The organism is Gemmatimonadota bacterium (assembly GCA_041390105.1).
Lineage (GTDB): Bacteria > Gemmatimonadota > Gemmatimonadetes > Longimicrobiales > Gaopeijiaceae > JAGQIF01.
Window position 1 is genome coordinate 717045 of the sequence record JAWKQO010000001.1, and the last position, 18882, is coordinate 735926.

Consider the following 18882-nt stretch of genomic DNA (forward strand, 5'->3'; position numbering starts at 1 on the left):
CGCCCTACCCGCCCGCCACGGGCGGGATCAACGCGACCTCATCGGACGGCTCCAGGCGCGCGTCGCTGCGGGCGTACCGTCGATTGACGGCGACGGTGGGCGTGGCGGGCAATTCGGCCCAGCGGCCCCCCTGCGCCCGCAGCGCCGTCACCAGATCGGCCACGGTGGCACCCGCCGGGACCTCGACCTCGACGGACGACGCGCCGGTCAGGTCGCGATAGGAGGCAAAGAGGAGGGTCTGGACTCGCATCATCCCCGAGGGGCAGCGATGGTTCGAGGCGTCCGCCTCAGGGGCAGCCGCCGGGGCTCTCGATCTTGATCCAACGTGAGATCAGAGCACTCAAGTCCCGCTCGATCAATCACCTGCGAACCTCGGCCCGTCAGTCCTCGTCCGGTAGCTCCAAGCGAGCGACCCGGGCACGTAGATGCTTCGAGGGCTTGAAGACCGGTACCGCGCGCGAGGGAACGCGAACCGCGTCGCCGGTGCGGGGGTTGCGGGCCATGCGGGTCCGCCGACTCCGGACCTTGAAGGTCCCGAACCCACGGATCTCGATGTTCTCGCCTTTGGCGAGCGCTCCCTTGAGCGCGTTCAGGAACGCGTCGACGACGAGGGCACAGTCCTTCTTCGTGACCCCCGGCCCGATGGCCTCGGCCACCTGTTCCACCAGATCGGCTTTCGTCATGCCACCCTCCCGTGAAGCCCTGGGGCCGGGTCCGGCGCCCCGGGGGTAGGGCCGTCGCCGGGGCGTGGAGAGGGTCCCGGCCTGCGCGGAAGGGTAACGGGCCGTTCCTCGGAACGTCAAGCCTGAAGCGGACCTACGCTGCCGGCACCCCGGCGGTCCTCGCCTCGAGCAGGCCCAGGAAATCGTCGAACAGGTATTGGCTGTCGTGGGGTCCCGGGGCGGCCTCGGGATGGTATTGGACGCAGAAGACCGGCCGGTCGCGGTGGCGAACGCCCTCGCAGGTTCCGTCATAGAGGTTCACGTGCGTGAGCACCAGGTCGGGTGCTCCAGGGATGTCCCGCTCCTCGCCCATGCGCACCGCGAATCCGTGGTTCTGCGATGTGATTTCGACGGTGCCCCGATCCAGATTTCGCACCGGGTGGTTTCCGCCGTGGTGTCCGAAGGGAAGCTTGAAGGTCGAAGCACCGAATGCCCGGCAGATCAGCTGATGCCCCAGGCAGATCCCGAACACCGGTACCCCGCGCTCGGAGAGCTTCACGATGGCGGTCGCCGCCTGATCGACTGTGGCGGGGTCGCCAGGACCGTTCGAGACGAACAACCCGTCGGGCGCCATGCGCTCGATTTCGGCGAGCCCGTACGACGCCGGGATCACCGTCACCCGGCATCCCCGCTCTGAAAGGAGGTGGGGCGAGTTGGCCTTGACGCCGAAGTCGTACGCGACCACGTGGAAGCGCTCGGTGCCGCGGGCGGGAACCTCGTAGGGCTCGAACGTCGACACGCCGCTCGCTAGGTCGAGGCCCTCCATGCGCGGATGGGCTTCGATCTGAGCAAGCACCGCATCCGGATCTGCACCGGCCGGGGCGATAGCGCCGCGCATCGCGCCCGCCGCGCGGATGTGTCGCGTCAGCGCTCTGGTGTCGATCTCGGTGATCCCCACGACCCCATGCCGCTCGAGGTACTCCGGCAACCCCTCGTTGGCACGCCAGGAGGAACGGATGCGCGAAATCTCACGGACGATGAAGCCGGCCACCTTGGGGCCCGGCGACTCTTCGTCCTCCGGGTTGACCCCGTAGTTGCCGATCAACGGGTAGGTCATCGTGACGAGCTGACCCGTATAGGACGGGTCGGTGAGTACCTCCTGGTACCCGCTCATGCACGTATTGAAGACGACTTCACCGACCGCGACGCCGTTGGCGCCGAGAGCGATGCCTTCGAAGCGACGACCGTCTTCGAGGAGGAGATAGGCGGGGGCGCCCCAGGGCGTACTCATGACGGCCCGAATGTAGAAGACCAGAGGAAGTGGTCAAGCGGTCTGGACCGGAACGGCACCCAGGGCCCAAGTTCGTGCGCCCTTCCCGTTTCCCGCTACCGCCTGCCCATGAACCCAGTGGTCATCCACGTCGATGAGTCCTGCCTCGGCAACCAGTTCCAGGACCGCAGCACCCCGGGTGGCGCCGGGGGACTCCTGGAGGTTCGCTCCGACGGCGAGATCGCCCGCCGCGACCTGTGGATCTCGGAACCGGATACCACCAACAACCGGATGGCGCTGAAAAGCGCCCTCGAGACGCTCGGCTCCCTCTCCCGTCCCCGCACCGTGGAGCTGGTGTCCGACAGCCAGTATCTGGTGAAGGGCATGAACGAGTGGATCCACGGATGGAAGCGCAGAGGGTGGCAGCGCAAGGGAGGCGCCATCGAGAATCTCGAGCTGTGGCAACGGCTCGATCGGGTCGCCCAAGCCCACACGATCCGCTGGGTCTGGGTGCGCGGGCATGCCGGGCATCCGAAGAACGAGTACGCCAATCATCTGGCGACGCGCGCCGCGCAGGTGCAGGACCAATCGGGCGGCCTCGTGGACTCCGGGTTTCTGGAGTGGCTGGCCGGGGAACGCGCTCGGGGCCGCTACCTCGACTACGATCCCGACGTGTTCTGACCCCGCTCCCCAAAGCGCCCCGGTGCACGCCCGGGAGCCAGAACACGGCGGCCCCCTTTGTGGGGAACGCCCCACACTCCCCTAGGCGTGCAGCGCGCGTCCGAACACGCGCGTGAAACCGTCAAGGACCGCCTCGATCACCTCGTCCATACGCACCTCCCTTCCCAGCACCCGCGCCAGGCTGGTGACGGACGCCTCCGCGATGCCGCAGGGCACGATGGTGGAGAAGTAGTCGAGGTCGGGATCCACGTTGAGCGCGAAGCCGTGGCTGGTGATCCATCCAGACGAGACGCGCACTCCAATGGCAGCGATCTTCCCTTCCGGAGTCCAGACGCCGGTCCAGCCCGGACGCCGCCCAGCGTTCGCAACGCCCAGCCGGGTGACGGCCAGGATGAGGACCTGCTCCAGGTCGCGAAGGTAGCGATGCAGGTCCTTGCGGTCGGGCTTCAGGTCGAGGATGGGGTAGCCCACCAGCTGACCGGGGCCATGATAGGTGACGTCCCCACCCCGCCCCACCTCGTGCATCGCAATGCCGAGACGGGCACGCTCCCCTTCGTCGACCAGCACGTGGTCGGGCGCGGCCGAGGTGCCCAACGTGATCACGTGCGGATGCTCCAGGAGCAGCAACTGATCGGGGAGCGCTCCACTGCGCCGCTGACCGACCAACTCCGCCTGCAGCTTCAAGGCCTCGTCGTACCCGACGGTGCCCAGCCGCCGCACCTGCAGTATCCGCGCACCCTCGATCGACGCGCTCATGCCTTCATGCGCCGCACCCTCAAGCGTCTTCGGGGAACGCCTCCAGCAGATCCTTCAGGTCCGACAGGAATCGCGCAGCGTCGGCGCCATCCACGATGCGGTGGTCGTAGCCCAGCGAGAAGAAGGAACGCTTGCGGATCGCGATGGAGTCCGCTCCCGTCGTCGGGTCCGTGACCACCACCACCCGCTTATCGATCGACCCAGTGCCCAGGATCGCCGACGTGCCCTTGGGAATGATCGGCATGCCCACCATCGTTCCCAACACACCGGGGTTGGTGATGGAGAAGCTGGCACCCTGGATCTCCTGCGGCTGGAGCTGCCGGGCACGGGCGCGCTCGGCCAGGTCGATGATGCGTCGAGCCAGGCCGACCAGAGAAAGGTCCGCGGCGTCGTGGATGACGGGAACGATGAGCCCGGGATTGAGATCGACCGCCATTCCCAGGTTCACGCGCCCGCGATAGATGACGTTGTTCCCCGACACGGCCGCGTTGACCATCGGGTAGCGCGCCAGTGTACGCGCACAAGCCCAGGCCACGAATGTGGTGTAGCTGACCTTCGCGCCCTGCTCCGCCCACGCCGTCTTGTGCGCACGTCGCAGATCATCGATGCGCGAAAAGTCGATCTCGATGAACGAGTGGACGTGGGGCGCCACGCGTTTGGCCAACACCATGTGCTCCGCCGTGAGGCGACGGATCTTGTCCATCGTCTCGACCCGGTCTCCCTCGCGCACGGGGAACTCGGGGTGCTGCACCTCATTGTAGAACCGCTGCCAGAGGTCGGAGGGCGCAGTGGCCGCGGCCGGCGCGGCGACGGCCGGTGCCGGGCGCGCCGCAGGCGCCGCCGCCGGGCTCGGAGGCGCGACAGGCCCCTGCTCGATGTGTTTGAGGATATCTGACTTGGTGACTCGCCCTGCGTGCCCGCTCCCGGAGACGGCGGCGATGTCGATTCCGTGCTCCTCGGCGATCTTTCGCACGACGGGCGTGGAGCGCTGGCGGAGCCGCTCCTCTACCGATGATGGCGATTCGGCGGCCGGCGCCTGGGTGGCGGGCGCGGAGGCCGGTGCCGTGGCCACGGCGGTCGCGACGGGGGCAGCCGCCGGCGCGGGAGCCGGGGTGGGCTCGGGTGCAGCCGGGGCCGGCGCGACAGCAGGCGCCGGCGCGGCGGCAGCAGACGCGTCGGTCTCGATGTAGGCCACGACCGTCCCCACTTCCACGGTCTCCCCCTCGGCCACCTTCACCTCGGCCAGGACGCCCGCGGACGGAGCCGGGATCTCGGCGTCGACCTTGTCGGTCGAGATCTCCAGGATGGGCTCGTCGCGCTGCACGGGCTCACCCACCTGCTTGAGCCACTTCGACACCGTTCCCTCAGCGATCGATTCCCCCATCTGGGGCATCGGAACCTCGATGCGAGCCACGCTCGTCACTCCGTTTCGTTGGGTCGTCTGTGGCCGGTCGGCGGGCGGAGCCCACATACCCCCCGGCTGGCACGGGTTTCCTTCGCCGCCGCCCTGGTCGCCGCGGCCTCTGCCCTTCTGCTAGTATCGCGCCAGGTAGCGGCTGGCCGACACGATGTCCCCCGACTGTGGCAGGAAGAAATCCTCCAGGGTGCCCGCATACGGCACCGGAGCGTCGATCGCGGTGACGCGCAGGATGGGCGCGTCCAACCATTCGAAGGCCTGCTCGTTGACCCGCATGGCGATTTCTCCGGCGATGCCGCCCGTGCGGGTGTCTTCGTGCACGATGAGCAAGCGGCCGGTCTTCCTCACCGACGCGGCGATGGCCTCGTCGTCGAGGGGGAGGAGCGTGCGCAGGTCCAGGATCTCCAGCGAGATCCCGTCTTCGCGGGCGAGGGCCTCGGCCGCCTCCAGGCTCCGGTGTACCATCTGACCGTACGTCACCACAGTCAGGTCGCTTCCCTCTCGCACGACGCGTGCCTTGCCCAGTTCCACGATGAAGTCCTCGTCCGGCAGCACTTCGCGGAGGGCTGGCGCCCGGTAGAGCCCCTTGTGCTCCTCGAAGATGACCGGATCGGGATCCCGGATCGCCGCTTTGAGAAGCCCTTTGGCGTCGTACGGTGTCGAGGGGTAGACGATCTTCAGCCCCGGCGTGTGGAAGAAGGCCATCTCCACGTTCTGGGAGTGGAACGGCCCGCCGCGGTTGCCGCCGCCCACGGGTCCGCGGATGACCAGCGGCATCGCCCCACTGCCGCGATACAGCGACGTGGCGATGTAGTTGGTGATGACATCGTAGGCCGGCGAGATGAAGTCCATGAACTGCATCTCCACCACGGGTCTGAGACCCATGTGGGCGGCTCCCGCGGCTGCGCCGGTGAAGCCCGCCTCCGAGATCGGCGTGTCGATCACCCGGTGGGTCCCGAAACGATCGAGGAAGCCCTTCGTGACCTTGAAGGCTCCCCCGTACACGCCGATGTCCTCTCCCATGAGGAAGACGCGATCGTCCGCCTCCATCTCTTCCCAGAGTGCCTCGGCGATCGCCTCGAGCAACGTCACGGGCTCTCGACGGGCGGTGCGCGACACATGCTCGGGTCGGTCCATCGTGGTTCCCTCGCCCCTGCGGGTACCTTCTGCGGTCAACGCCATCGCGTTCCTCACCGTGCCGCCGCCACTGGCGTTCGCGTCCAGGGCAGCAGCGCGTCCATCCCGGAGTAGACGTCCTGCAACGCGTCGTTCGGCGTGGGGGAAGGCTCGGCCACCGCCTGCTCGGCGGCATCCTGCACCTCGCTCTCCACGGCGCCCACGATGGCATCGAGTTCGGTGGCAGCTACGCCGGCATGCTCTTCGAGGCGACGCCGAAACCGGTCGATGGGATCGCGGGCCGCCCACGATGCCAGCTCCTCGGCCGCGACATACTCCTGCGCATCGTGTTGGGCATGCCCGAGGCGTCGGTACGTGCGCATCTCCAGCAGCGCAGGCCCCGCTCCGCTGCGCGCATGCGCGATCGCGCGCCGCGCCGCGCTGAACACTGCGAGCACGTCGTTCCCATCCACCGACTCTGCCCACAAACCATACCCGGGCGCCTTCTCGGTGAAGCTCGCCAAACGCGTCTGCTTCGTCGTTGGCGTGGAGAACGCCCATTGGTTGTGTTCCACGGCGATCACCAACGGACAGCGGAGTGCGGCTGCCAGGTTCACGCCCTCGTGCCAGGCACCTGTCGAAGTCTGGCCGTCGCCACCGAACACGAGTCCGACACGGTCTTCGCCGCGGAGCTTGAACGCGAGCGCGACTCCAGCCATGACCTCCGCCATCACCCCCAGCGGGGAGACCGGGCCCACCAGCCCCCGCTCGAAGTCGCTCCAATGCACATTGGCTTCCCGGCCCCGGGTGGGTCCGGTGGCGCGCGAGAGATACTGCCGGAAGAGATCGAGCGGCGTCCCTCCCATCAGGAAGACAGCACCGGTGGCTCGCACGGTCTGCCCCACGACGTCGCCGGTTCCATCGTCGCGTCGGCGCAACGCATAAGCGGCACCCACGGCGCACGCCTCCTGCCCCAACGATCGATAGACGCCGCCTTTGATGTGCCCCTGCTTGAACAGGAGATCGAGGCGCTCTTCGGCGGCCCGATTCAGGACCAGCGCGCGAAAGACCTCCAGCAGCTCGGACCGGTCGAGACCGGCCCAGTCCGGTTCGTCCGTCTCCAATGCCGTCACAGGTGTGTGGCTAGAGTCCGGGGTTGCCCGGTTCCGTCGCGGGGGCCGTTTCACCGGCGGGCGGCTCGCTACCGGTGTCGGGCGTGTCGGTCAAACCCGGAAGCACCGGTGTGGGGGCGGTGTTCGTGGGCGCGGCCGGCTCCAGGATCGAGCGCGGCGTCTGCGCGCGCGAGGACATGATCGAGAGGATCAAGGACAGCGCCATGAAGATGGCGCCGGCCGTCCAGGTGGCGCGCGTCAGCACAGTCGTGGCTTGCCGCCCGCCGAGGACGTCTGACGCGGCCGCACCACCCCCCATGGCCGCCAGGCCACCACCCTTCCCGGATTGCAGGAGGATCACGACGCCGAGAAAGATGCCGACGAGAACGAGCAGGACCAGCAGAAGTGCGTACATGTGCCTGGGTGCCCCGGACTGCGGGCGTGGTTCGAGTGGACGGCCGGACAGTCGAAAAAGCTCTCAACCCCTCCGTAGCCCGTCAACCCGTTGGCAGGAGCAGCCCCTCAGCCGCCAGCGGCCACGATCTGAGCAAAGCTCTGGGGTTCCAGGCTGGCTCCCCCGACCAGCAGCCCGTCGACGTCGGCCTGGGCCAGGAGCTCGCCGGCGTTCCCCGGCTTGACACTGCCGCCGTAGAGAATGGGGATGGTGACGGATCGGGCCGAACCCAGGCGCGCCGCCAGTCGTTCCCGCAGGAAGCGCTGGGCCTCCTGCGCGTCGGCGGGCGTCGCCGTTTCGCCGGTTCCGATCGCCCAAACCGGCTCATAGGCCACCATCACCTCGGCCGCAGACGCATCCGCGAACGCTCCCAGGACGGCGTCCAACTGGGTGCCGATGACCTGCTCGAGCCGGCCCGAGCGGCGTTCCTGCAGCGTTTCGCCCACGCAAACGACCGGGGTCAGCCCGACGGCCAGGACGCTGGCGGTCTTCAGGGCTACCTGCTCGTCGGTCTCGCCGAACACGTGCCGGCGCTCCGAGTGGCCGATCAGGACGTGGCGCGCTCCGGCCTCGGCGGCCATGCCCGCCGAGACCTCCCCGGTGAAGGCCCCCTGGGCCTCCCAGTACACGTTCTGGACGCCCAGCTCCACCCCGGCTGGAGCACTCTCGCGGGCCGCCGCGAAGCTCAGCGCCGGCGGGAACACCAGCACCCGGGCCTGGGCCCTCGACAGGTCGGGCAACTGCCGGAAGAACGAGGCGGTCGCGTCCGGGCCGTGGTGCATCTTCCAGTTGCCAGCCACCACCGGGCGAGCGCTCATGTTCCCTCCACCATCGTGAGTACGTCGACGCCCGGCAGGGTCTCCCCGGCCAGGAGCTCCAGGGAGGCTCCGCCCCCGGTGGAGACGTGGGTCATCCGCTCCGACACGCCGGCCACCTCGGCGGCCAACGCCGAATCGCCACCCCCGACCACGGCGAGCGCGCCCCGATCCGCGGCTTCGGCGATCGACTCGGCGACCGACAGGGTCCCTTGAGCGAAGGGGGCCATCTCGAACACACCCATGGGACCATTCCACACGATCGTGCGGGCGCGAGCCAACTCGGTGCCGTAGAGCGTCTCGGTGGCCGGCCCGATGTCGCCGATCCGGTCGCCCGGCTCGACCTGCGTGCGCTCTACGATGCGCGTGGCGGCCTCGGGAGAGATCACATCGGAGACGCGGCAGTCGACAGGGAGCAGAAGCCGCTCACCCGCCCGCGCCAGCAGGTCAGCCGCCATCGGAACACGGTCCTGCTCCACGAGCGAGTCACCGGTCTCGAGCCCCAGCGCCAGGAAGAAGGTGTTGGCCATCGCCCCGCCGATGATGAGGCGGTCGACGCGATCGAGCAGGGCCTGCACGACGTCGATCTTCCCCGAGATCTTGGCGCCGCCCAACACCGCCACGAAGGGGCGCTCAGGGTCCGACAGAGCGCTTCCCAGGAACCGCAGTTCGCGCTCCATCAGCAAGCCTGCCAGGGCCTCTCCGCCCTTCGCCCGCACCGCCCGCGGGAGCGCCTCCGTGGAGGCATGGGCACGATGCGCGGTGCCGAAGGCATCGTTCACGTAGACGTCCGCCCAGCGCGCCCACTCCGCACCCAGCTCCGCGTCGTTGGCGGTCTCTCCCGGGTCGAAGCGCGTGTTCTCCAAGAGGAGCAACCCACCGTCGGCGACCTCGGCGACCGCGGCATCCACGGCCGGCCCGCGCCACTGATCCAGGAAGTGCACGGGGACCTCCAGGCGCTCCGCCAGGCGGGTGGCCACCGGTGCCAGGGAGTACCGCGGGTCCGGTCCGTCCTTGGGACGTCCGAAGTGCGAGAGCATCACGATCCGTGCTCCCGCCTCACGAAGCCTGCGCAACGTGGGGAGCACGGCGTCGATACGGGTGTCGTCCTGGACGACGCCGTCGGCGACGGGGACGTTCAGATCCAGGCGTAGCGCGACGACTCGTCCGCGCAGCGCGCCCTGGGGTAGGTCTTCAATGGTTTTGCGTCGCATGGGATCGGAGGGCGTGCGAGCACCCCGGGGCGCATCCCCGGGCAGAACTCGAAGCTGGCAGCGCACGCCCTCGAAGGGAAGCGTGCCGCCGCCCTAGCTCCCGCGACGTGCCACCGACTGGACGTTCACGTCGAACTCCACCCAGGTGCCCACGGGCTGTCCTCGACGACGCGCCGGCGTGAAGCGGAAGTGCTCGGCTGCCTTGAGGGCGGCCGTATCGAGCTCCGCAATCCCTGAGCTGCTCGAGATCTGGCGATCATCGACGCTCCCGTCGGCCTCGACCCACAGGATGAGCCGTACCACACCCACGACACCCTGGTCTTCCAGTCGATCGGGATAGAACCACCGCACCAGCTCGTCCACGCCCTCCCGATCCAACAGGACCGGGTAGGCGTCGAAAGGAGCCACGTCGGAGAGGTCTCCGTCCCAAAGGGAGGGGGCCGGCGCCTCGGGAGCCTGCTCTTCCCTGCTGACCGACGCCAGCGGGATGAAGACCGGATCCCGCTCGAGGTCGCTGCTCCCCGGGGGGTCCAAGGCGACCGGAACCGGTGCCGGAGTGGGGGGCTCGGCGCGGAAGCGGGTCTGGACCGAGCCGATCAACTCCACGATGGATGCCCGTGCCGAAGGAACGGCAAACAGACCCGTGAGCAGCACCGCAGAGGCGGCCAGCAACGCCGGCCGCACGAAGGGGGCCCGACGGCGGCCGTACACCCCTTCCGCCCGGGCCACCGCTTCCAGCTCGGCGCGCAGCTCAGGCCCGAAGGACGGTCGTTCCTGGAACTCGATCGATTCCAACTCCCCACGGAGCGTACGAAGCTCCTCGGAGAGTCCTTCTCTATCTCTAGAGGCGAGCATGTCGTCCTCGTTCTCCATCAATTGTGCCCGACGCCTTCCCGGTCGAGCGCATCACGCAGCCGGCGCAGCGCACGGTGGATCCGCACCGCGACCGCGTTCTGGCTGACATCCATGGCTTCGGCGATCTCCTGATTGGAGAGGCCAGAACCGTACCGCAACGAGAGGATCTCCTGATCGGCGCGGCGCAGGCGCCCGCTGGCGTTCAGGATGCGCTGCACGCGCTCCTCGCGGACCAGGCGGAGCTCGGGTGAGTCCTCACCCGAGACCAGGTCCGGAACCTTGTCGAGAGAGACATGCAACGCGCCACGGCGGCGCAGCGCCCTGAGGTGGTCCGTCACCGCGTTGCGTGCGATGCGGAGGAGCCAGGTGCGCGGCGAGGCCTTGGAGGGGTCGTAGCGCGCGAAGGAGCGCAGCGCCTTGACGAACACCTCCGACGTGACGTCCTCGGCAGCCTCGCGGGTCGCCAGCCGGAAACGGACGTACCGGAATACCGTCGACCGGTGGTCGTCGTACCAGGCGGCAAAATCAGCCGGCAGGGCACTGTCCCGGGCCGGCGACGCGGCCCCCTGGGTGTCTCGAATCTCGAAGTCTCGCATCGGCCGGACCATACGCGACGCCGCGTCCGGCGTTACACCTTTGCGTGGCGGCCGTCGCCGAGACATCGGTGGCTCAGACGCCGACCGGCAGGCGTTCCCCGACGTAGGCCGTCAGGTCCACGACCCGATTCGAGTATCCCCATTCGTTGTCGTACCAGGACATGACCTTCACCAGCGTGCCCCCGGCGACGTTGGTGGAGAGGCCGTCCACGATGGAGCTGGCCGGGTGTCCCGTGTAGTCCACGGAAACGAGGGGCTCGTCGGAGTAGGCCAGGATTCCCTGGAGCGGCCCTTCCGCTGCAGCGGCCAGCGCCTGGTTGACCTCTTCCGTGGTGGTGGAACGTCCCACGTTCGCCACGAGATCCACCACCGACACGTCCGGCGTGGGCACCCGCATCGCGATTCCGTCGATGCGGCCCTTCACCGCCGGAAGGACCAGGCCCGTGGCCTTGGCCGCACCGGTGGTGGTGGGGATGATGGACATGCCGGCGGCACGCGCCCTCCGAAGGTCTTTGTGCGGGGCGTCGAGAATCTGCTGGTCGTTGGTGTAGGCATGCACTGTGGTCATGAACCCGTTCTCGAACCCGAAGGCGTCCAGCAGCACCTTCACGACGGGCGCCAGGCAATTCGTGGTGCAGCTGGCGTTGGAGATCACGTGGTGCTTGTCGGGATCGTAGGCTTCGTGGTTGACGCCCATGACCACGGTGATGTCCTCCTTCTTCCCCGGCGCGGAGATGATCACCTTGCGCGCCCCGGCGTCGAGGTGGGCCGCAGCCTTCTCCCGATCCGTGAAGCGGCCCGTGGACTCGATCACGATGTCGATGCCCAGGTCCTTCCAGGGGAGGTTGGCGGGATCCCGCTCCGAGAGGACCTTCAAGGCGTCGCCGTCCACCACCAGCCCGTCCGAAGCGAGCTCGACCGTGCCGGGATAGGCCCGATGCACGGAATCGTACTTCAGGAGATGGGCGAGGGTCGCGTTGTCGGTCAGGTCGTTGACCGCCACGAAGTCGAGGTCCGTGCGGCCGGTCTCCTTGGCGGCGCGCAGGACATTGCGACCGATGCGACCGAATCCGTTGATGGCTACGCGAATGGGCATGGCTACAGCGCTCCTTCTATCAAGGCGCCGCTCGGGTTCCAGGAGGTAGGGCCCGAGCGAACGTGACGATCGAAATGCCGGCGACGCCGACCCGTGCCAAGGCCCCGGCAACCGCCAGAGCGGTGGCCCCCGTGGTCAGCACATCATCCACCAAAATGACATGGGCCCCCCGGAGCCTGCCTCGCAGCGACGGGCGGACTCGAAAGGCCTGCAACACGTTAGCCAGACGGTCCGACCGCGGCAAGGCGACCTGGGACCGTCTCGAGGGCAAACGCTCGAGTCCGTCCAACCATGGTAAGTGCTTGATCTCCGACAACCTGCGAGTGATGAGCTCAGATTGGTTGTAGCCGCGCAGCCGGGCGCGCCCCGGGGTGGTGGGCACGGGAACCAGGGTGCTGCCTGAGGGGCTTCGGACCCCGTCCAGCAATGGGGCCATGGAACGAGCCATGATCTCGGCGGCCCGCCACCATCCCCTGTATTTCAGCCCGTGCACGAGGGCCGCGGCAACCTCTCCGAAGGCCACGCCGCTGCGTACCCACTGCACCCGCGGAGGCCACTCTGAGCATTCCCGGCAAGGAAGCCCCTCGGAGCCGGTCCCCCTCGGCGCGTCGCAGCGGGCGCAGCGCGGCCAGGGGAGTGGGTCGAGCCGGGTCCGGCAACGTCGGCACAGGCCCAGGGCCTCGTCCGGCGGCAACGCACCTTCGCAGGCGAGGCAGGCGGGCGGCAGGAACAGCCGCTCCAGCGCCGAACGCCACGCCACGGCCGTCACCCCGGGAGCGCGTCGTCCATCGCCTCGAGCGGCGCAGGCTCGGACCACCAACGCTCGAAAGCGACCGCACCCTGGTGAAGCAGCATACCGCGACCGTCGGCCACGGGAATTCCCGCGCCCCGGGCCTCCGCGACCAACGGCGTCTCCGTCCCGTAGAGCAGGTCGATCACCGCACCGACCTCGCGCAGCTGGCGGATGGACAACGGCAGTGCATCCGACGGCCGCAGCCCGAGCGAGGTGGAGTTGACCACCAGATCGAACCGGTCCCCCGAGAACGATTCCGCCGACTCCGCCACCCGCACTCGTTCGCCCCCGATGCGCCGCGCCACCGAACGGGCCCGCTCGACCGTGCGGTTGTGTAGCGTAACGTGTTCGACGCCTTCGTCCAGCAGCGCCACCAGGACCGCGCGCGCAGCACCTCCTGCACCCAGCAGCAGCACCCGCCACCCGACGCGGGAGCCCGGGAACGCCAGATCAAGCGCCCGGCGGAAGCCCTCGACGTCGGTGTTGTCGCCGTGGACTCGTCCGTCCTGCAGCCAGAAGGTGTTGCAGGCCCCGGTCCGGCGGACGTCCTCCGTGGCTTCGTCGATCACGCGCGCCGCACGTTCCTTGTGCGGCAACGTGACGTTGCCTCCACCACCGGCCAACGCGATCCCGCGCAGCAAAGGCGCGAACCCGAGCTCGTCGGAGCGCAGGGCCACGTAGACCGCGTCCTTGCCCGCCGCCCGGAAGGCCGCGTTCTGCATCACTGGAGAGCTCGAATGGGCCACGGGGTCGCCCAGGAGCGCATACACGCGGGTCCGTGAAGTAACGGTCATGGCGAAAGGAGAGGCTCCAAGCGTGTGAGTGCCGCATCGATCCACGCCGACAACACCGACCAGGTTTCGCGGTAGGTGGCCAACCCCTGTCCGATGGGATCGGGCACCGAGCGCTCCTCGCCGGTGGCGAGCACACCCAGGAGGGCCACGCGCTCCCCAGCGCCCATCTCCAACGCGCGCTGCACGTGACTCAGCGTCATCCCGAGGATCAGGTCGGCTCGCGCCAGCTCCCCCGCATCCAGCGCGCGTGACCGGTGGCCGGTCAGGTCCATCCCATGTTCCCGGGCCACTTCGATCGCATCGTCTGCCGCGGGGGCGCCCGCGGCGCCGAACGTACCCGCGGACGTCACCTCCACGTGTGTCCACCCGCGACGGGCCAGGCGGTCCCTGGCAATGGCTTCTGCCATCGGGCTGCGACACGTATTGCCCGTGCAGACGAAGACGATCCGGAACGGCTCGCGCAGCCCCTCGCCCCTCCCCTCGCTGTCAGGCATGGAGGGGCACCAGCTCGGCGATGCGCCCAGACGAGATGGCGCCCTCCCGTACGACGCGTGGCACCGGTCCGGTGAGGTCCACCAGGGTGGATGGAGCTCCGGCACCGCTGGGGCCGCCGTCGACGACCAGCACGTCTCCCCCGCCCTCCAGTTCCCGGAGGGCCGCACGGGCCTCGGCGGCGGTGCGGGCGGGGGGCCGACCGGGCCGATTGGCACTCGACGACGTGATGGGCTCGCCGAGACGGCGCACAATCTCGGCCGGCACGGGGTGGGCGTCGAGGCGGACGGCCACGCCACCCTCCGGTCCCCGCACCCCGGTCGGGAAGCGACCCTCGGGATCGTCCAGGATGAGCGTGAGCGGCCCGGGCCAGAACGTGGTGGCCAGACGCTCGGCGAAGTCGTTCCAGCGCAGCATACGCGCGCGCTCGACCTGGTCGATCAGGATCAGGAACGGCCGATCGGCCACGTTGCGCATCTTCAGGCGCGCCAGCGCCTGCAACCCCTCCGCCGTAGCGCGCCCCCCGAAGCCGTACACCGTGCCGGTCGGATAGGCGAGAAGCCCTCCGCGACGGAGGTGGCCGACCACGCGGTCCCATTCCCACTCCGTGTGTGGGACCGGCACCTGCCGGGGGCGCTGGCTCTCGGCCAACAGGCATTCTGCGATGACGCGATCCTCGGGATAGGTCACCTTCACGTTCCAGCGGCTCCCCTCGATCACCTGAACCGCCTCGCCCAGGCGTTCGACGAGCGCCGCGCAGTCGGTCGCTCCGGTGCCCAGTCCGATCGCTTCGTGGTAAGCACGCTCCAGCAACCGGCGCGCGAAGACCTGGGGCGTCTGCACCTGCCAGACCGACGCACGATCGGGGCTGCCCACGATGTGCCGGTCGCGTACCTCCTTGAGCGTATCGACGACCGGATGGCCCACCACGGCCGCCCCACCCGCTGCAGCGCGCTCGATGCACGCGTCGAGGGCTCGCCGGTCCACGAGGGGACGGGCTGCGTCATGGACCACCACGACCTCCACGTCGGGGCCCAACGCCGCAAGACCGGCGGCCACCGAGGCCGTACGGGTCGTGCCGCCATCGACCACCGCGACACGCGGCGCCAGCGCGGACAACCAGGAGGGCCGCTCCGAGGCGGGAGGCAGGACCACGCTGACGCGCACGACCCGGGGATCGTCGAGAAACGCATCCAACGACCAGCGCAGGAGCGGCCGCCCCCCAACCTCCAGGAAAGCCTTCTGAACGCCCCCCATTCGCTCCCCGGAACCCGCAGCGGGGATCACCACGCCCAGCGAGGGCGACGCAGCGCGGCTCATCCGCAGCGCCGGCCCCACCGGCCGTCAGAACGGGCTGTCCGCAAACGAATCGGGCGGAGGCCCGGCCGGAGTCGCGGCATGCCGATCCACGGAGTCGAAGCGCGTGTAGGCCTTGTTGAAGTAGAGCTCCACCCGGCCCGTCGGTCCATTGCGCTGTTTCGCCACGATGAGGTCCGCCTGCCCTTCCACCTCGCGGGCCTGGTCGATCTCGCCCGCCTGGATGAGATAGTATTCCTCGCGGTACAGGAACATGACCACATCGGCATCCTGCTCGATGGACCCGGACTCACGGAGGTCGGAGAGCTGGGGGCGGTTGCCGGTGCGCTGCTCCGTGGCCCGGCTCAACTGGCTCAGGGCGATGACGGGCACATCCAGCTCCTTGGCCAGGGCTTTCAGCCCGCGTGAGATCTCGCTGACCTCTTGCTGGCGGTTCTCGGAGCGCCTTCCTCCGGACATCAGCTGCAGGTAGTCGACCACGATGAGTCCCAGGTCGGTCTCCGCTTTCAGGCGACGGGCCTTGGCTCGCATCTCCAGGAGCGAGATGCCCGCCTGATCGTCGATCCAGATGGGTGCCGTGTTCAAATGGGCCGCGGACGCCGCCAGGCGTTGGTACTCGTCGGCGTCCAATTGGCCTTTGCGCAGCTTCTGCAGATCGATGCGCCCCTCGGCACAGAGCAGGCGCTGCACCAGCTGCTCCTTCGACATCTCGAGGGAGAAGATGCCCACCTTGATCTGGTGGTCGATCGCGGCGTTCTGGGCCACGTTCAGCACCCAGGACGTCTTCCCCATGGAGGGACGCGCTGCCACGATGACGAGGTCACCGCGCTGGAGACCCGACGTCATCTTGTCGAGGTCGGGGAATCCGCTCGGCACACCGGTGATGCCCGACTTCGATTGTTGCAGGTGCTCGATGTGCTCGAAGGCCGGCCAGAGGATCTCCTTGATCCAGACGAACCCCTCGCGCTCGTGGCTCTGGGCCACCTGGAACACCTTCGCCTCGGCCTCGTCGAGAATCTCTTCGACGCTGCGATCACCCTGATCATAGGCATCCTGCAGAATCGAGGACGCCTGGTCGATCAAGCGGCGCAGCAAGGCCTTGTCGCGCACGATGCGCGCATGGTAGGTGATGTTGGCAGCCGTGGGTACGGCATCCAGCAGGTCGGCCAGATACCCTACCCCGCCCGCGATCTCGAGCTCGTTGGTCTTCTTGAGCTCCTCCGACACGGTGATCACATCGATCACCTGTCCGGCCTGGAACAGGCGGAGCATGGCCCGGAACAACCGGCGGTGCGCCTCCCGGTGGAACATCGCGTCGTTCAGGAGCTCCACGACCTTCGTCACGGAGTCGGGATCGATGAGCATCCCGCCCAGCACCGACGCCTCCGCTTCGGGAGAGAAGGGAGGGTTGCGGTCGTATCGTGGCGCGGTAGCCACCGACATCGGTTCGGGTAGAGCGCTCATGAGGACCTGTCCATCACCTGGCGAAGCAACTGCAGATCATCCCACGTCGCGCGAGTCCACGATTGATTCCTCAGCAGCGCCGCGGGATGGTAGGTCACCACCAATGGAGTGCCGTGATAGGTGTGGACGCTACCCCGGAGACGACCGATCGGATTGGACGTACCGGTGAGAAGTTGTGCTGCGAAGGTCCCAACCGCCAGCAGTGCCTGGGGCCGGACCAACTCGAGCTGACGGAGGAGGAACGGCGAGCAGGCTTCGATCTCGTCCGGGAGCGGATTTCGGTTCCCGGGAGGCCTGCACTTGAGCACGTTGCAGATGTAGACCGAGTCCTGGCGAGACAGGTCGATCGCCGCCAACAAGAGATCCAGGAGCTGACCAGCGGCACCGACGAAGGGCAAGCCGGTGGCGTCCTCGTTCGCTCCGGGTGCCTCCCCCACTACGACCAGCCGGCCCTGGGGATTGCCGTCGGAGAAGACGACGTGGGTCCGCGATTCGGCCAGTCGACACCGGGTGCAGTGCAGCGCCTCCTCGCGCAACGCCTCGTAGCCGGTCGGCAGCGCGGGTCCGGCGGCGGCATCCGCTCCACCGCGCGAGTCCGGGGCCTCGGTCTGCACGGGAAGCGCCGGGGTCCACTCGGCCAGGCGCGCCCGCGCATCTCCGGCGACGTGCCTCTCCAGGAACAACTCGGAGCCACCCAGCTCGACCTGTTGGGCCAGGTACCGCCTTAGCGCGTCGTTCACTCGGCTGGCTCTGGGCCGCGCCGTGAGGTCACTCGGTCGAGGATGACGTCGGCAAGCTCCTGTTTGCTCTGCAGGGGCAGTGACTCGCGGCTTCCATCCGCCGCGATCAGGACAGCGCGATTGGCATCGGCCTCGATTCCGGCACCCGGCTCCCCCGCGGGATTGGCAACGATCCAGTCGAACCCCTTGCGGGCGAGCTTGCGCTCCGCGTTGGTCTCCAGGTCGTTTGTCTCGAGAGCGAACCCGATCGCCATGCTCCCCTTCTTCCGCAGCGATCCCACCTCAGCCGCGACGTCGGGGTTCTCTTCCGTCGTGACCACCGGCGGGCCGAGCTCGCGCTTGAGCTTGCGAGGGTGGACGGCGGCGGGACGGTAGTCGGCTACCGCGGCGGCGAACACGAGAAGATCGGCGTCCGGCGCATGCCGAGCCGCGCACGCCAGCATATCCGCAGCACGTTCCACCCGCTCCACCTCGACACCGACCGGATCGGACAGCGCGCTGGGGCCCGAGATGAGCGTGACCTGGGCACCGCGCCGCCAAGCGGCCTGCGCCAAGGCATACCCCATCTTGCCGGACGACCGGTTTCCCAGGTAGCGGACTGGATCGAGGGGCTCACGGGTGGGGCCCGCCGTCACGAGCACACGCGCACCCGTCAAGGTGCTGGCCGGCGTCAGCGCCCGCCCGACGTGCTCGACGATGTCGTCCGGTTCCAGAAGGCGCCCGGCGCCACCGTGCTCTCCGTGGGCAAGCGGGCCTTCGTCGGGCCCTGCCACCCAGATCCCCAGCACCTCTTTCACGTGCTGGATGTTGCTCTGCGTCTGGGGATGCTCCCACATCGCGGTGTTCATGGCCGGACACAGCACCACGGGAGCGCGGGTGGCGAGGAGCGTGGTGGTCAGAAGGTCGTCGGCCCGACCCTGCGCGACCCGGGCGATGAGATCGGCAGTGGCGGGGGCGACCACGACGGCTTCCGCCTCTTGCCCCAGGCGGATGTGGAGGGCGGCCCCGTCGGTGGCGAAGAGATCGGTGTGGACCGGCCGGCCGGTCACGCCCTCGAAGGACAGCGGCTGCACGAAGCGACGCGCCCCTTCGGTGAGGATCACGTCGACCTCGCAGCCCAGGCGGGTGAGGTCACGTGCGAGCTGGACGGACTTGTAGGCCGCGATGCCTCCGGCGACGCCCAGCACCACCCGGCGCCCCCGCCAGGGGCGGCGCGGGATGAGCACACGCCGGGGCAA

Annotated in this window: 20 protein-coding genes; 1 reads left to right on the forward strand and 19 read right to left on the reverse strand. The window is 68.8% G+C overall.

Annotated elements, in window-relative coordinates; all coding sequences use genetic code 11:
- Positions 1 to 4 precede the first annotated feature (4 nt).
- The 3 genes from R3E10_03245 to carA all read right to left on the reverse strand — a co-directional run bounded on the left by R3E10_03245 (position 5) and on the right by carA (position 1953).
- Positions 5 to 253: a MoaD/ThiS family protein gene (locus R3E10_03245; GenBank protein MEZ4414743.1), complete on the reverse strand. Its 249-nt coding sequence runs from the start codon at positions 251 to 253 to the stop codon at positions 5 to 7.
- Positions 254 to 380: 127 nt separating this feature from the next.
- On the reverse strand, positions 381 to 803 hold the full coding sequence (locus R3E10_03250) for an HU family DNA-binding protein (protein ID MEZ4414744.1): 423 nt from the start codon (positions 801 to 803) through the stop codon (positions 381 to 383).
- Positions 804 to 816: 13 nt separating this feature from the next.
- Positions 817 to 1953: a glutamine-hydrolyzing carbamoyl-phosphate synthase small subunit gene (gene carA / locus R3E10_03255; GenBank protein MEZ4414745.1), complete on the reverse strand. Its 1137-nt coding sequence runs from the start codon at positions 1951 to 1953 to the stop codon at positions 817 to 819.
- A 108-nt stretch (positions 1954 to 2061) separates the two neighbouring features.
- Here carA and R3E10_03260 point away from each other — a divergent pair, with 108 nt between their 5' ends.
- The gene (locus tag R3E10_03260) at positions 2062 to 2613 is read left to right on the forward strand and encodes an RNase H family protein (GenBank protein ID MEZ4414746.1); all 552 of its coding nucleotides are present in this window, start codon (positions 2062 to 2064) and stop codon (positions 2611 to 2613) included.
- An 81-nt stretch (positions 2614 to 2694) separates the two neighbouring features.
- On the opposite strand, the gene lipB is transcribed toward R3E10_03260, so the two are convergent.
- The 16 genes from lipB to coaBC all read right to left on the reverse strand — a co-directional run bounded on the left by lipB (position 2695) and on the right by coaBC (position 18882).
- Entirely contained in the window at positions 2695 to 3369 is a 675-nt protein-coding gene (gene lipB, locus R3E10_03265; protein MEZ4414747.1) for a lipoyl(octanoyl) transferase LipB, read from the reverse strand.
- A 19-nt stretch (positions 3370 to 3388) separates the two neighbouring features.
- Positions 3389 to 4783 carry a dihydrolipoamide acetyltransferase family protein gene (locus tag R3E10_03270; GenBank protein MEZ4414748.1) on the reverse strand — a complete coding sequence of 465 codons (1395 nt, stop codon included), beginning with the start codon at positions 4781 to 4783 and terminating at the stop codon, positions 3389 to 3391.
- 120 nt (positions 4784 to 4903) lie between these two features.
- On the reverse strand, positions 4904 to 5923 hold the full coding sequence (locus R3E10_03275; GenBank protein ID MEZ4414749.1) for an alpha-ketoacid dehydrogenase subunit beta: 1020 nt from the start codon (positions 5921 to 5923) through the stop codon (positions 4904 to 4906).
- Between the two features lie 53 nt (positions 5924 to 5976).
- Entirely contained in the window at positions 5977 to 7035 is a 1059-nt protein-coding gene (locus R3E10_03280) for a thiamine pyrophosphate-dependent dehydrogenase E1 component subunit alpha (GenBank protein ID MEZ4414750.1), read from the reverse strand.
- Between the two features lie 10 nt (positions 7036 to 7045).
- The gene (secG, locus tag R3E10_03285; protein ID MEZ4414751.1) at positions 7046 to 7429 is read right to left on the reverse strand and encodes a preprotein translocase subunit SecG; all 384 of its coding nucleotides are present in this window, start codon (positions 7427 to 7429) and stop codon (positions 7046 to 7048) included.
- 107 nt (positions 7430 to 7536) lie between these two features.
- Complete coding sequence (gene tpiA, locus R3E10_03290) at positions 7537 to 8286, reverse strand: triose-phosphate isomerase (protein ID MEZ4414752.1); 750 nt, start codon at positions 8284 to 8286, stop codon at positions 7537 to 7539.
- Complete coding sequence (locus tag R3E10_03295; GenBank protein ID MEZ4414753.1) at positions 8283 to 9497, reverse strand: phosphoglycerate kinase; 1215 nt, start codon at positions 9495 to 9497, stop codon at positions 8283 to 8285. The genes tpiA and R3E10_03295 overlap by 4 nt, the downstream gene beginning before the upstream one ends.
- Positions 9498 to 9590: 93 nt before the next feature.
- Positions 9591 to 10352: an energy transducer TonB gene (locus R3E10_03300; GenBank protein MEZ4414754.1), complete on the reverse strand. Its 762-nt coding sequence runs from the start codon at positions 10350 to 10352 to the stop codon at positions 9591 to 9593.
- Positions 10353 to 10369: 17 nt separating this feature from the next.
- On the reverse strand, positions 10370 to 10948 hold the full coding sequence (locus tag R3E10_03305) for a sigma-70 family RNA polymerase sigma factor (protein MEZ4414755.1): 579 nt from the start codon (positions 10946 to 10948) through the stop codon (positions 10370 to 10372).
- A gap of 73 nt (positions 10949 to 11021) precedes the next feature.
- Positions 11022 to 12044: a type I glyceraldehyde-3-phosphate dehydrogenase gene (gene gap, locus R3E10_03310; GenBank protein ID MEZ4414756.1), complete on the reverse strand. Its 1023-nt coding sequence runs from the start codon at positions 12042 to 12044 to the stop codon at positions 11022 to 11024.
- 765 nt (positions 12045 to 12809) lie between these two features.
- Positions 12810 to 13631, reverse strand: a complete 822-nt coding sequence (gene aroE / locus R3E10_03315; protein MEZ4414757.1) for a shikimate dehydrogenase — start codon at positions 13629 to 13631, stop codon at positions 12810 to 12812.
- Positions 13628 to 14125 carry a low molecular weight protein arginine phosphatase gene (locus R3E10_03320; protein MEZ4414758.1) on the reverse strand — a complete coding sequence of 166 codons (498 nt, stop codon included), beginning with the start codon at positions 14123 to 14125 and terminating at the stop codon, positions 13628 to 13630. Before R3E10_03320 ends, aroE begins: the two co-directional genes overlap by 4 nt.
- Complete coding sequence (ispD, locus tag R3E10_03325) at positions 14118 to 15443, reverse strand: 2-C-methyl-D-erythritol 4-phosphate cytidylyltransferase (protein MEZ4414759.1); 1326 nt, start codon at positions 15441 to 15443, stop codon at positions 14118 to 14120. The genes R3E10_03320 and ispD overlap by 8 nt, the downstream gene beginning before the upstream one ends.
- 24 nt (positions 15444 to 15467) lie before the next feature.
- Positions 15468 to 16904: a replicative DNA helicase gene (dnaB, locus tag R3E10_03330; protein MEZ4414760.1), complete on the reverse strand. Its 1437-nt coding sequence runs from the start codon at positions 16902 to 16904 to the stop codon at positions 15468 to 15470.
- Complete coding sequence (locus R3E10_03335; GenBank protein ID MEZ4414761.1) at positions 16901 to 17644, reverse strand: uracil-DNA glycosylase; 744 nt, start codon at positions 17642 to 17644, stop codon at positions 16901 to 16903. The genes dnaB and R3E10_03335 overlap by 4 nt, the downstream gene beginning before the upstream one ends.
- Positions 17641 to 18882 carry a bifunctional phosphopantothenoylcysteine decarboxylase/phosphopantothenate--cysteine ligase CoaBC gene (gene coaBC / locus R3E10_03340; protein MEZ4414762.1) on the reverse strand — a complete coding sequence of 414 codons (1242 nt, stop codon included), beginning with the start codon at positions 18880 to 18882 and terminating at the stop codon, positions 17641 to 17643. The genes R3E10_03335 and coaBC overlap by 4 nt, the downstream gene beginning before the upstream one ends.

Bases quoted from the DNA above. Each gene is read 5' to 3' on its own strand.
- R3E10_03245 (MEZ4414743.1), bottom strand. From the start codon at position 253: ATGATGCGAGTCCAGACCCTCCTCTTTGCCTCCTATCGCGACCTGACC.
- carA (MEZ4414745.1), bottom strand. From the start codon at position 1,953: ATGAGTACGCCCTGGGGCGCCCCCGCCTATCTCCTCCTCGAAGACGGT.
- R3E10_03260 (MEZ4414746.1), top strand. From the start codon at position 2,062: ATGAACCCAGTGGTCATCCACGTCGATGAGTCCTGCCTCGGCAACCAG.
- lipB (MEZ4414747.1), bottom strand. From the start codon at position 3,369: ATGAGCGCGTCGATCGAGGGTGCGCGGATACTGCAGGTGCGGCGGCTG.
- R3E10_03275 (MEZ4414749.1), bottom strand. From the start codon at position 5,923: ATGGACCGACCCGAGCATGTGTCGCGCACCGCCCGTCGAGAGCCCGTG.
- secG (MEZ4414751.1), bottom strand. From the start codon at position 7,429: ATGTACGCACTTCTGCTGGTCCTGCTCGTTCTCGTCGGCATCTTTCTC.
- tpiA (MEZ4414752.1), bottom strand. From the start codon at position 8,286: ATGAGCGCTCGCCCGGTGGTGGCTGGCAACTGGAAGATGCACCACGGC.
- R3E10_03295 (MEZ4414753.1), bottom strand. From the start codon at position 9,497: ATGCGACGCAAAACCATTGAAGACCTACCCCAGGGCGCGCTGCGCGGA.
- R3E10_03300 (MEZ4414754.1), bottom strand. From the start codon at position 10,352: ATGCTCGCCTCTAGAGATAGAGAAGGACTCTCCGAGGAGCTTCGTACG.
- R3E10_03305 (MEZ4414755.1), bottom strand. From the start codon at position 10,948: ATGCGAGACTTCGAGATTCGAGACACCCAGGGGGCCGCGTCGCCGGCC.
- gap (MEZ4414756.1), bottom strand. From the start codon at position 12,044: ATGCCCATTCGCGTAGCCATCAACGGATTCGGTCGCATCGGTCGCAAT.
- aroE (MEZ4414757.1), bottom strand. From the start codon at position 13,631: ATGACCGTTACTTCACGGACCCGCGTGTATGCGCTCCTGGGCGACCCC.
- R3E10_03320 (MEZ4414758.1), bottom strand. From the start codon at position 14,125: ATGCCTGACAGCGAGGGGAGGGGCGAGGGGCTGCGCGAGCCGTTCCGG.
- ispD (MEZ4414759.1), bottom strand. From the start codon at position 15,443: ATGAGCCGCGCTGCGTCGCCCTCGCTGGGCGTGGTGATCCCCGCTGCG.
- dnaB (MEZ4414760.1), bottom strand. From the start codon at position 16,904: ATGAGCGCTCTACCCGAACCGATGTCGGTGGCTACCGCGCCACGATAC.